Raw genomic sequence first — 11,539 nt, 5'->3', positions numbered from 1 at the left:
GTTGCTCGATCTGGGTGTAGCCGGCGGCCTGGAAGGTCTCGACGGCGGTGGGGCTGATGCCTTCGAGGAGGAGGATGCGGATGTCGCGTTTGGGGTAGGACGTTTTTTTCATCGTCTGCTTTTGTTGTTGCTGTTGTTTTTTGCTCGTCATTCCGGCGAAAGCCGGGTTTTTAACAGCCGTATGGCTGGTCATCCAGCGTCTTTGCTTTTCCTACTTTTTTCCGTGCAACAGCGAAAAGCGTTTCGCCCCTTCGGGGCGAGTTCATTTCTTTTGATAAGCGTCAAAAGAAACGAACCAAAGAAAAACGCTTTTCCCGACGAAGCAATCCCAACGTTTCACTGCTATCAGGATTTTTCGACTCGCCATCCTGGCTCGGTCGAAAAACGGCGCACATCCTGTGCGCCGCCCTCCGGGTCTCCAATTGACTCCAACACTTTGAGATTCTTAGCAGCGAAGAGCGGAAGACTAGGTCAGGGCGGCACACGTCCCAGGGCAGTGTGCCAGCAATTTCCTGTTTTTGCTGCGCTGCCGCACTGGACGCCGGCCGGGCCTGCTGGCACGCTGGCTTTCCCGCCGATGCCTCCGACCCCATGGCCGATCCGCGTCTCGACAGCCTGCAGCAAGCCGCGCCCGGACTGCGCCTGAAAACCGAAGCCGCCGATCTCGAGCATTACGGTCGTGACTGGACCCGGCGCTGGACGCCGGCACCGCTGGCGATCGCGCTGCCGGGCGACATCGAGGAGGTGCGGGCGGTGGTGCGCTGGGCGCGGGCCAATGGCGTCGCCATCGTGCCGTCGGGCGGCCGGACCGGGCTGTCGGGCGGGGCTGTGGCCGCGAACGGGGAACTGGTGCTGAGCCTGGAGCGCATGAACCGGGTGCTCGGTTTCGATCCCATCGACCGCACCCTGACCGTGCAGCCCGGCATCGCCCTGCAGTCCGTGCATGAGGCCGCGCGCGAGCATGGTCTTGTCTATCCGGTCGATTTCGCCGCCCGTGGCTCCTGCAGCATCGGCGGCAACATCGCCACCAATGCCGGGGGCATCCGCGTGATCCGCTACGGCAATACCCGGGAATGGGTTGCCGGCCTGAAGCTGGTGACGGGGACGGGCGAATTGCTCGATCTCAATCGCGGGCTGATCAAGAACTCCAGCGGCTACGACCTGCGGCATCTGACGATCGCTTCGGAGGGCACGCTCGGTATCGTCGTCGAGGCGACGCTGAAGCTGACCGATCCGCCGCCACCGACCAATGTGATGCTGCTGGCGCTGCCTTCGTTCGAGGTGTTGATGCAGGTGTTCGCGGCGTTGCGCGAGCGGCTGCAACTGGAAGCGTTCGAATTCTTCACCGATCGGGCGTTGCATCACGTGCTCGCACATGGCGCGCAGGCGCCGTTCGCGGAGGTGCATCCGTACTACGTCGTCACCGAATTCGCCATTGGCGACGAAGCGCAGGAGGCGAAGGTGCTCACCGCGTTCGAGCATTGCATGGAGCAGGGCTGGGTGAACGATGGTGTAATCAGCCAGAGCGAAGCGCAGGCCGCGCAGTTGTGGCGATTGCGCGAAGGCATCACCGAGAGCCTGGCGCGCTACAAGCCCTACAAGAATGACGTTTCGGTGCGGATATCCGCGATGCCCGCGTTCCTCGAGGAAACGCAGGCGCTGATCGGGCGTGAATATCCTCATTTCGACGTGGTCTGGTTCGGCCATATCGGCGACGGCAATCTGCACATCAATGTGCTGAAGCCGGACGATCTCGGCGACGAGGCGTTCGTCGCGCAGTGCGAGCATGTCACCAAGCTGCTGGCCGAGGCGTTGGGGAAACACGACGGCAGCATTTCCGCCGAGCATGGCATCGGACTGGTCAAGAAGCCTTATCTGGCATCGACGCGCAGTGCCGAGGAAATCGCGTTGATGCGGGGCGTGAAGCGCGTCTTCGATCCCGACGGGATCATGAATCCCGGCAAGTTGTTCGACGCTTAGGCGCCTGCTGTCCTGGTGGGATATCGCGCCCGTGATGGCGCGATGAGCCGTTCCCGCTGCGGATTTCGAGTTGAGAAGTGTCGCGATCTCACGTTCTGGGAGAAGCGGCCATCCCTCGAATCCATGGAGAGCAGCTATGAAATACTCGATCCTCGGCGTGCTGGCGCTCATGGGCGCCTTCCTGATGACACCCACGCAGGTGCGGGCGCAAGAATCCGTCTACCTGGAATGCACGGACGGCAACTATTGCTTCACGCTCAGGCCGGGACCCACGCACGACCTGATCGCATGGAGCATCGATCCCCAGGGAACCGATGCGGTCTTCCCGGCGAATTGCACCAATAAGTATTCCTGTTCCTTCTACTGCAACAGGCGGCCGGGCACGATCAAAGCCACGGTGAGTTTCTATTTGAACAATCAGCTCACGGGATCCGCCACTGCGACCGGGCCTTGCACCTGATCGGCTGACGATTCCGCCAGGTGTGCGTCGATATCGGCACACACCTGGCGCGTTTCTGGCTAGATTCGGAGAACCGTTCGAGACTTGGACCGGCGGGATTACTTGCCGATGTCCTGAAGCTTCGCCAAGAACCGGGTGACCCCGGCGTTCTTGCGATATTTCTTGCGCAGCGAGGAAAGGCGATCATCGAGGCCGGTGCATGTCTTGTTGACCGCTTGATTGATCATGGCGCGTCGCGTGGCGTCGTAGCCGGTCTGGCCGAGCCAGTGCTGGCAAGTGGCGCGATCGTCCAGGAAGACCAGAACGTCATCGGGATATTTGCAACCCGACGCACGCGCTTCGCTCTTCGTCATTGTGGCGCAAGACATCGGATCCTGCGGCCCGCTGTCCACTTCGGGCGCGGGAGGCCGCTTCGGCTTGGCCGCGAACGCGGGTGTGGATGCCATCGCGAGCACGATGAAGAAACTGGTTGCGATCGATTTCATGTCAGTCCGCGCGCCCGGAGAATTCGCCGGTCGAGGTGTTCACCCACACCCGCTCGCCATTGCCGATGTATTCCGGCACCTGGATTTCCAGGCCGGTGCTGAGCTTTGCCGGCTTCGGCCGCTTGGTGGCGGTGCCGCCCTTGAGTTCCGGTGGCGTGTCGATGATTTCCAACACCACGCTCTGCGGCAGTTGCAACGCGACGGGTTGCTCGTCGATGACCTGGACGTAGCATCCGGTCAGCCCTTCGGTGATGTAGCCGGCACCATCGCCGACGACGTCGGCATCCAGCGTGTACGGCGTGAAATCCTCGTCATCCATGAAGACGAAGGCTTCGCCGTCCTTGTAGGAGAAGCTGGCCTGCCGGCGCATCAGGTCGACTTCCTTCAGCTCGTCGTCCGCGTCGAAGCTGGCGTCGGTCTTGTTGCCGCCGGGCACGCTGTACATCACGAAGCGGAAGCGCACATTGCCGCCGCGACCTTGCGGTGAGCTGCGCTCGATATCGCGGATCTGATAGACGTTGCCGTTGTGTTCGACCACGTTTCCTTTCTTGATGTCGTAGGCTTTCATATGGATGAGCTTCTGAGTGAAAAATCTGAAATCGCGACAAAGAAATCGTCTCGTCATTCCAGCGAAAGCTGGAACCTATTTTGACTTCGTTCTTGACGGAGAAAAGCAAAACAGGTCTCAGCTTGACAGCTGTTCGGCTGTGAAAAGCAGCTGGAAATGACGAGTCTGCGTTACTTCGGCGTCAAACGCGTTGCACCGTCGATGCGGATGGTCTCGCCGTTGAGATAGCGGTTGCCGAGGATGTAGGCGACCAGATCGGCGAATTCCTCCGGCCGACCGAGGCGCGACGGGAAGGGGATCGAGGCGGACAGGGACTTCTGCACGTCCTCGCTCATGCCGTCGACCATCGGCGTCCAGAACACGCCGGGGGCGATGGTCATCACGCGGATGCCGAAGCGGGAGAGTTCGCGCGCCATCGGCAATGTCATGCCGACCACGCCGCCCTTGGAAGCGGAGTAGGCGGCCTGACCGATCTGGCCTTCGTAGGCGGCGACGGAGGCGGTGTTGACGATGACGCCACGCTCGCCGTCCTCACCGGCTTCGTTGTGCTGCATCAGCGCGGCGGCGGCCTTGGCGACGTTGAAGCTGCCGACCAGATTGACCAGCACCGTGGTCTGGAACTGCGACAACGGCATCGCGCCTTCGCGGCCGAGGACGCGGCCCGAGCCGAGAATGCCGGCGCAGTTGATCGCCGCGTTCAGTCCGCCCAGGAATTCCTTGGCCGCGGCGACATTGGCGGCAACGCCAGCCTCGTCGGTGACGTCGGTCTTGAAGTAGCGCGCCTTGTCGGCGCCGAGTTCGGCGACGGCGGCGGCGCCTTTCTCGTCATTGACGTCGAACAGCGCGACCTTGCCGCCGTTGGCGACCAGATGTTTGGCGACGGCCAGGCCTAGGCCGGAAACGCCGCCGGTGACGACGGCGCGGGCGTTTGCGATCTGCATATGGGACCCTGCGAGGGAAAGGCCATATTTTAGCCCAGAGCAGGCCCGGCTCAGTTCCCCGATGCCGTCATGCCGCGGGTCATGCCGCCGATTTGGCCTTGTTGACCCTGCTGTTGGTCTCGTGGCCCAGCAGCGACGCCAGCCAGCGCCCCGTCTCGACGAGGCGGTCGAGGTCGACGCCGGTGGCGATGCTCATGCCGTGCAGCATGTACACGACGTCCTCGCTGGCGACATTGCCGGTGGCGCCCTTCGCGTATGGGCAGCCGCCCGTGCCGGAGACGGCGGCGTCGACCACGGCGACGCCTTCCTCCAGGCAGGCGAGGATGTTGGCGAGCGCCTGTCCGTAGGTGTCGTGGAAATGCACGGCGAGCGCGGACATCGGCACCGCTTCGGCGACGGCCAGCAGCATCGCGCGGGCCTTGCCCGGCGTGCCGACGCCGATGGTGTCGCCGAGCGAAATCTCGTAGCAGCCCATCGCGTGCAGCGCGCGCGCCACGCGCACGACGTCGCTGACCGGCACTTCGCCTTGGTACGGACAGCCGAGGACCGTGGAAACGTAACCGCGCACCGCCACGCCATCGGCCTTGGCGCGCGCGAGCACCGGTTCGAAGCGTGCCAGCGATTCGTCGATGGAGGCGTTGATGTTCTTCTTGTTGAAGGCTTCGGACGCGGCGGTGAAGATCGCGATCTCCTCGGCGCCGACGGTGCGGGCGCGGTCGTAGCCCTGTTCGTTCGGCACCAAGACCGGATAGCGCACGCCGGGCTTGCGATCGATGCCGGCGAAGACCTCGGCAGCGTCGGCCAGCTGCGGAATCCATTTCGGGCTGACGAAGCTGGTGGCTTCGACGGTCTGCAATCCCGTCGCGCTGAGTCGATTGATCAGCTCGATCTTCGCGGCGGCCGGAATGATCGTCTTTTCGTTCTGCAGTCCATCGCGCGGACCGACTTCGACGATGCGCACATGCGGGGGAAGCGCCATCTCAGGTCTCCAGCAAAACCAGGGCGGTGTCGGCCTCGACGAAATCGCCGGCGACGGCGCGCAGCTCGGCGATGACGCCGTCGCGCGGCGCCTTGAGGGCGAGCTCCATCTTCATCGCTTCCATTACCAGCAGTTCCTGGCCCTGCGATACCACATCGCCGAGGGCGATCTTGATCAGCACGATGCGGCCGGGCATCGGCGCGGCGACGCGGTCGCCGCCACCTGCGGCGGATGCGCTTTCCGGCTCGTAGGCCGGGACGCGCGCGTAACGCCGGCGGCGTTCGCCGTCGTGCAGCAGGACGCGATGGCGGTCGGCGTCGACGCGATAGCGTTGCGAGCGGTCGTCTAGGCGCGCGCTCAGCCAGCCATCATTCGATGCATCGCCATCGAGCCTGGCGCCACGGACTTCGATGCTGCGTCCGTCGAGATCGATCCGGTAATCACCACCGACACCGTGGGCGACGACGGTGTATCGAAGATCGCCTTCACGCAGCACCAGTCGACGTTGTCCGGCATGCCCCAGGCGCCAGCCGGAGGCATCCGCCCAGGGCGAGTAAGGATCGCCGCTGCTCGCGGCAAGCTTGCGCATCTCGGCCTCGTCCTGCAGCAATGCGACGACCGATGCGGCGACGATGGCATCGCCAGCGTCGTCATCGGTATCGTTGCCGACGAATTCGTCGAGATGACGATCGAGATAACCGGTATCGATGCTGCCACCGACGACCGCTGGATGCCGTGCCAGCCGTTCGAGGAAGGCGATATTGGATTTCGGGCCTTCGACCTCGCATCCGGCCAGCGCTTCGCGCAGGCGGGCGAGGGCGCGTGGGCGATCGGTGTCGTGGACGATCAGTTTGGCGATCATCGGATCGTAGAAGATCGTCACCGTGTCGCCTTCGATCACGCCGGAATCGATGCGCACGTGCGCGGAAGGCGATGGCAGGCGCAGTCGTTGCAGACGGCCGGAGCCTGGCAGGAAGCCGGCATCCGGATCTTCCGCGTACAGGCGCACTTCGATGGCGTGCCCGTGCTGGGTGATCTCGTCCTGTGCGAGCGGCAGCGGTTCGCCGGAGGCGATGCGCAATTGCCATTCGACGAGGTCGAGTCCGGTCACCAGTTCCGTGACGGGATGTTCCACCTGCAGGCGCGTGTTGATCTCCATGAAATAGAACGCGCCATCGGGTGCGACGATGAACTCCACGGTGCCCGCGTTGGCGTAGTCGATCGCGAGTGCGGCCTGCACCGCCGCCGTTCCCATCGCGGTGCGCAGCTCCGGCGTCAGGAAGGGCGAGGGCGATTCCTCCAGCACCTTCTGATAGCGTCGCTGCGCCGAGCATTCGCGTTCGAACAGATGGATGGCATTGCCACGGCTATCGCCGAACACCTGGATTTCGATGTGGCGCGGTTGTTCGATGTAGCGTTCGAGCAGCACGCGATCGCGGCCGAAGGCGTTCCTCGCCTCGCGCTGGCAGCTTTCCAGATTGGGCAGGAATTCCGCGGCGTTGCGCACGATGCGCATGCCCTTGCCGCCGCCGCCGTGCGCGGCCTTGATCATCAGTGGGAAGCCGATGCGCTCGGCCTCGCGCGCCAGCACGTCCGCGCTTTGGTCCTCGCCGGTGTAGCCGGGCACCACCGGCACGCCGGCGGCCTGCATGAGTTCCTTGGCGCCAGCCTTGCTGCCCATCTTGCGCATCGACGCCGCTTTCGGGCCGATGAAGACGAGGCCGGCCGCTTCCACGGCATCGGCGAAATCCGCGTTCTCGCTGAGGAAGCCGTAACCGGGATGGATGGCCTGCGCGCCGCTGCGCCTGGCGGCGTCGAGGATGGCATCGCCGCGCAGATAGCTGTCGGCCGGGCGTGGTCCACCGATCGCCCAAGCCTCGTCGGCCAATCGCACGTGTTGTGCGTCGGCATCTGCTTCCGAATACACGGCTACCGTGCGGATGCCGAGCCGGCGTGCTGTGCGGATGACGCGGCAGGCGATCTCGCCGCGATTGGCAATCAGGATCTTTTCGAACATCTCAGGCTTCCGGCGCGTGGCAGACGGCTTCGATATTGTGGCCGTCCGGATCGAGGACGAACGCGCCGTAGTAATTCGGATGGTAATGCGACCGCAGGCCCGGCGCGCCGTTGTCGCGGGCGCCGGCCTGGGTGGCGGCCCGGTGGAACGCATCGATGGCGGCGCGACTCGTGGCCGAGAAGGCGACGTGGACACGCGTGTTGCCGGCCGTGCCGGTGCCGATCCAGAAATCCGGCTTGCCGTCCTTGCCGTAGCCGCAATGGCTGCTGCCGTCGCCGGTCATCTCCGGCGTAACTTCCATAACGACGCCGTAGCCCAGCGTCGCCAGGATCGTGTCGTAGAACTGCTTCGAGCGCGCGTAGTCGGACACGGGAAACCCGAGATGGTCGAGCATGGCCTATTTCTCCGGAATCCAGACGGGGGGGCGTTTGTCGAGGAACGCGCTCAGGCCTTCCTGGCCTTCGGGTGAGATGCGCAGCTTCGCGATCAGCGCGGCGTTGGCGTCGTCGAGCGCGTCGCGGTCGGTTTGTGCAGCGACGGAACGCACCAGCGCCTTCGCCTGCGCCGAAGCCAGTGGTCCGGCCTTCAGCAGCAAGCCGATCTGACGTTCGACCGCGGCGTCGAGCGAATCCGCAGCCACCACCTCATGCAGGAGCCCCAGCTTGAGTGCCACGTCGGCGTCGAAGATCTCGGCGGTGGCGAAATAGCGCCGCGCCTGGCGCGCGCCGATCGCGGCGATCACGTAGGGCGAGATCACCGCCGGGAGCAGGCCGAGCTTGCTCTCGGTGAGGCCGAATTTCGCCTCCGGCGTGCCGATGGCGATGTCGCAGCAGGCGACCAGCCCCACGCCGCCGCCGAACGCGGCGCCGTGCACGCGCGCGATGGTCGGCTTGGGCAGTTCGTCGAGCGTGCGCATCAACCGGGCGAGGGCGAGCGCGTCGGCGCGGTTCTCGGCTTCGCTGGCCGATGCCATGCCGCGCATCCAATTCAGGTCGGCGCCGGCGGAGAACGAGGCGCCTTCGCCTTCCAGCACGACGATGCGGACGGTCGCGTCGCCGGCGAGACGCTCCAGTTCGCCCGTCAAACCGGCGATCAGGGCCGCATCGAAGGCGTTGTGCAATTCAGGGCGGTTCAGGCGCAGCCGGGCCACGGCGTCGGTGCGTTGCAGGAGCAGGGGGGCGGAAGGCATCGGCGAACACGCGGGGACCGGGCGAAGAGCGAAATGATAGCCGTTGCACCGTTGCGTTCCGGCGAGAGGGCGGTATCGCCGGACCTATGTCGGTTGTACAATGAGAACAATTCCCATTCGGATGTAAGAACCTGCCTAATGCCTTCTCATGGCTCACGTTGCCCCGCAATGGCCGCCAGGTGGTGTCGCGCGGCGTCGCGCCTTGCTGCCTGCAAGGTCAAGCCGTGCGGCGGCGGCTGGTGGCCATTGCGGGGCAACCCGAAGGGCCGGGACTGTCTGCGCACAGGGCGGCGTCATCGCTCGGTTGTGGATCGGCATCCACTCTTTCACTCTTCCTTGTCCTGCACGCAGACAATCCCGGCGCGGGCCATGAGAAGGCATTAGGCAGGTTCTAATGAGGTTGTCCGATTTGCCGCGACGCGCCAGCGCCACGGTTGAGCGCGTGGAGGACCAGATGCCCCATGACCCCATCGCCCGTCGACTCCGCGAACTCGGTTTCGTGGCCGGCGAAACCGTGCAACTGATGGCGCAAGGCCCCATCGGTGCCGAGCCGCTGTTGGTGCAGATCGGCTTCACCCGCTTCGCGCTGCGCCGCAACGAGGCCGCGCGCGTGATCCTGAAGAACGGAGACGCGCGCGAATGAGCAACGCCGCCGCATCGTCGTTGCGTCTGGCACTGGTGGGCAATCCCAACTGCGGCAAGACCGCGCTGTTCAACCAGCTCACCGGCAGCCGGCAGAAGGTCGCCAACTACGCCGGCGTCACCGTCGAGCGCAAGGAAGGTCGCCTGATCGCGCCGTCCGGCCGCAGCTATGCCTTGCTCGATCTGCCGGGCACCTACAGCCTCCACCCGGCCAGTCTGGACGAGGCCATCACCCGCGATCTGTGCCGCGGCTTCTATCCCGGCGAACCCGCGCCCGACGTGCTGGTGTGCGTGATCGACGCCACCAACTTGCGCCTGCACCTGCGCTTCGTGCTGGAAGTGCGCGAACTCGGCCGTCCGATGGTGGTGGCGCTGAACATGGCCGACGTGGCCGCGCGCCGCGGCATCCGCATCGACCGCGCCATGCTGGAAACCGAACTCGGTGTGCCGGTGGTGGAAACCGTGGCGGTGCGCCGCAACGGTGCCAAGGCATTGGTCGAACGCATCGAGTCGCTGGGCGATGCACCCAATTTCAAGCACGCCACGCCGCGCGTGCAGCTGCCGGAAGGCGATGGTTCGCACGAAGATGCCTACCACGAAGAGACGCGCCGCCTGCTCGCGCTTGCGGTGAGCATGCCCGCGCGCACCGCGCGCATCGACGATGCGCTCGATCGCTGGCTGCTGCATCCCGTGTTCGGCCTGCTCGCGCTGGCCGTGATCATGTTCCTGATCTTCCAGGCGGTGTATGCCTGGGCCACGCCGATCATGGACCTGATCGACGCCGGCACCACTGCGCTGGGCGCCTGGGTGAGCGGCACGCTGCCGGAAGGCCCGCTCACCAGCCTGCTCAGCGACGGCATCATCGCCGGCCTCGGCAGCGTGATCGTGTTCCTGCCGCAGATCCTGATCCTGTTCGCCTTCATTCTCGCGCTCGAGGAATCGGGCTACCTGCCGCGCGCGGCGTTCCTGCTCGATCGCATGATGTCTTCGGCCGGTTTGTCCGGACGTTCCTTCATCCCGCTGCTGTCGAGCTTCGCTTGCGCGATCCCCGGCATCATGGCCACGCGTTCGATCCAGGATCCGCGCGACCGTATCGCCACGATAGTCGTCGCACCGCTGATGACCTGCTCCGCGCGACTGCCGGTGTACGCGCTGCTGATCGGCGCCTTCATCCCGCAGCGCACGGTGTGGGGCGCGTTCAATCTGCAGGGCCTGGTGCTGTTCGCGCTGTACATGGCCGGCATTCTCAGCGCGCTGATGGTGTCGTTCGTGATGAAGAAGTGGCGTCGCGACAAGAGCGAGCATGCGCTGCTGCTGGAGCTGCCCTCGTACCGCATGCCGCATCCCCGCGATCTGCTGATTGGCCTGTACGAACGTGCCGCGATCTTCCTCAAGCGCGTCGGCGGCATCATCCTGGCCCTGACGGTCCTGCTGTGGGTGTTGCTGTCGTTCCCGGGCGCACCGGAAGGAGCCACCGGGCCCGCCATCGACTACAGCTTCGCCGGCCGCATCGGCCATGCGATGACCGCGATCTTCGCGCCGCTCGGCTTCAACTGGCAGATCTGTATCGCGCTGATTCCGGGATTGGCCGCGCGCGAAGTCGCCGTGGCTTCATTGGCGACCGTGTACGCCTTGTCGGCGGCCGACGATGATGCCGCTACGCAGGCGCTGACGCCGATCATCACCGATGGCTGGTCGCTGGCGACGGCGCTGTCGCTGCTGGTCTGGTACATCTACGCGCCGCAGTGCATTTCCACCTGGGCGACGATCAAGCGCGAGACCAACTCGTGGAAGACGATGGTGCTGACGGCTGGATATCTGTTCGCGCTGGCTTATCTGGCGTCGTTGGTGACGTATCAGGTCGCGGTCGCGTTGGGTGGTGGCTGAGGAGGCTTTGTCGATGACCGTCTCGCTCGCGTTGCAGTATGTCGTGATCGCGCTCGCCGCGTTGGTGAGCGTGTGGGTGGTGATGAAGAAGCAGTTTCCGGGTGCCGCGCGGCGAATGCGGGTGGCGGTTGCGGTGCCGATGGTGAGGGAAGGGCGGCCTGGTTGGATGCGGGCGCTTGGGCGGCGGATTGCACCGCCAGTGACGGGTGATGCTGGTGGAGCATGTGGCGGCTGCGATAGTTGTGCGCCGTCGGCGCGTAAATAGCGCCTTGCTGTCATCCCAGCGGAAGCTGGGATCCATTTGGTTGTTGCTCTTGCTCGTCATTCCGGCGAACGCCGGGTTTTTAACAGCCGTATGGCTGGTCATCCAGCGTCTTTGCTCTTTAGCTCT

At 64.8% G+C, this 11,539-nt stretch carries 13 protein-coding genes; 5 read left to right on the top strand and 8 right to left on the bottom strand.

Features of this window, described 5'->3' with window-relative positions; genetic code table 11:
• Positions 1-193 (bottom strand): hypothetical protein (locus LG367_RS07625; RefSeq protein ID WP_226468648.1); only part of this gene is annotated, 193 nt, incomplete at its 3' end.
• A gap of 398 nt (positions 194-591) precedes the next feature.
• On the opposite strand from LG367_RS07625, the gene LG367_RS07620 reads away from it, so the two are divergent.
• Both LG367_RS07620 and LG367_RS07615 read left to right on the top strand, forming a co-directional pair.
• The gene (locus LG367_RS07620) at positions 592-1,980 is read left to right on the top strand and encodes an FAD-binding oxidoreductase (RefSeq protein ID WP_226468647.1); all 1,389 of its coding nucleotides are present in this window, start codon (positions 592-594) and stop codon (positions 1,978-1,980) included.
• Between the two features lie 136 nt (positions 1,981-2,116).
• Positions 2,117-2,440 carry a hypothetical protein gene (locus tag LG367_RS07615; RefSeq protein WP_226468646.1) on the top strand — a complete coding sequence of 108 codons (324 nt, stop codon included), beginning with the start codon at positions 2,117-2,119 and terminating at the stop codon, positions 2,438-2,440.
• Between the two features lie 98 nt (positions 2,441-2,538).
• Here LG367_RS07615 and LG367_RS07610 read toward each other — a convergent pair whose 3' ends face one another.
• The 7 genes from LG367_RS07610 to LG367_RS07580 form a co-directional block, all read right to left on the bottom strand.
• Complete coding sequence (locus LG367_RS07610) at positions 2,539-2,925, bottom strand: hypothetical protein (protein WP_226468645.1); 387 nt, start codon at positions 2,923-2,925, stop codon at positions 2,539-2,541.
• Between the two features lies 1 nt (position 2,926).
• The gene (gene yeiP / locus LG367_RS07605; protein ID WP_226468644.1) at positions 2,927-3,493 is read right to left on the bottom strand and encodes an elongation factor P-like protein YeiP; all 567 of its coding nucleotides are present in this window, start codon (positions 3,491-3,493) and stop codon (positions 2,927-2,929) included.
• Positions 3,494-3,663: 170 nt separating this feature from the next.
• Positions 3,664-4,434 (bottom strand): SDR family NAD(P)-dependent oxidoreductase, encoded by a 771-nt coding sequence (locus tag LG367_RS07600; protein WP_226468643.1) that lies wholly within the window; start codon positions 4,432-4,434, stop codon positions 3,664-3,666.
• A gap of 79 nt (positions 4,435-4,513) precedes the next feature.
• Complete coding sequence (locus tag LG367_RS07595) at positions 4,514-5,413, bottom strand: hydroxymethylglutaryl-CoA lyase (protein ID WP_226468642.1); 900 nt, start codon at positions 5,411-5,413, stop codon at positions 4,514-4,516.
• 1 nt (position 5,414) lies between these two features.
• On the bottom strand, positions 5,415-7,430 hold the full coding sequence (locus LG367_RS07590; protein ID WP_226468641.1) for an acetyl-CoA carboxylase biotin carboxylase subunit: 2,016 nt from the start codon (positions 7,428-7,430) through the stop codon (positions 5,415-5,417).
• Between the two features lies 1 nt (position 7,431).
• Positions 7,432-7,824 (bottom strand): VOC family protein, encoded by a 393-nt coding sequence (locus tag LG367_RS07585; RefSeq protein WP_226468640.1) that lies wholly within the window; start codon positions 7,822-7,824, stop codon positions 7,432-7,434.
• Positions 7,825-7,827: 3 nt separating this feature from the next.
• A complete protein-coding gene (locus LG367_RS07580; protein ID WP_226468639.1) occupies positions 7,828-8,619 on the bottom strand; it encodes an enoyl-CoA hydratase-related protein in 792 nt (263 codons plus the stop codon).
• A 394-nt stretch (positions 8,620-9,013) separates the two neighbouring features.
• On the opposite strand from LG367_RS07580, the gene LG367_RS07575 reads away from it, so the two are divergent.
• From LG367_RS07575 to LG367_RS07565, 3 genes are read left to right on the top strand one after another with little or no spacing between them, the layout of a single operon-like run.
• The gene (locus tag LG367_RS07575) at positions 9,014-9,262 is read left to right on the top strand and encodes a FeoA family protein (protein ID WP_226468638.1); all 249 of its coding nucleotides are present in this window, start codon (positions 9,014-9,016) and stop codon (positions 9,260-9,262) included.
• A complete protein-coding gene (gene feoB / locus LG367_RS07570) occupies positions 9,259-11,148 on the top strand; it encodes a ferrous iron transporter B (RefSeq protein ID WP_226468637.1) in 1,890 nt (629 codons plus the stop codon). The genes LG367_RS07575 and feoB overlap by 4 nt, the downstream gene beginning before the upstream one ends.
• A 13-nt stretch (positions 11,149-11,161) precedes the next feature.
• Positions 11,162-11,413 carry a DUF6587 family protein gene (locus LG367_RS07565; RefSeq protein WP_226468636.1) on the top strand — a complete coding sequence of 84 codons (252 nt, stop codon included), beginning with the start codon at positions 11,162-11,164 and terminating at the stop codon, positions 11,411-11,413.
• Positions 11,414-11,539 lie beyond the last annotated feature (126 nt).

Source organism: Luteimonas panaciterrae (assembly GCF_020511115.1).
Taxonomy (GTDB): domain Bacteria; phylum Pseudomonadota; class Gammaproteobacteria; order Xanthomonadales; family Xanthomonadaceae; genus Luteimonas; species Luteimonas panaciterrae.
The sequence above is the reverse complement of the archived record's forward strand: the minus strand, read 5'-3'. Positions and strand labels throughout refer to the sequence as shown.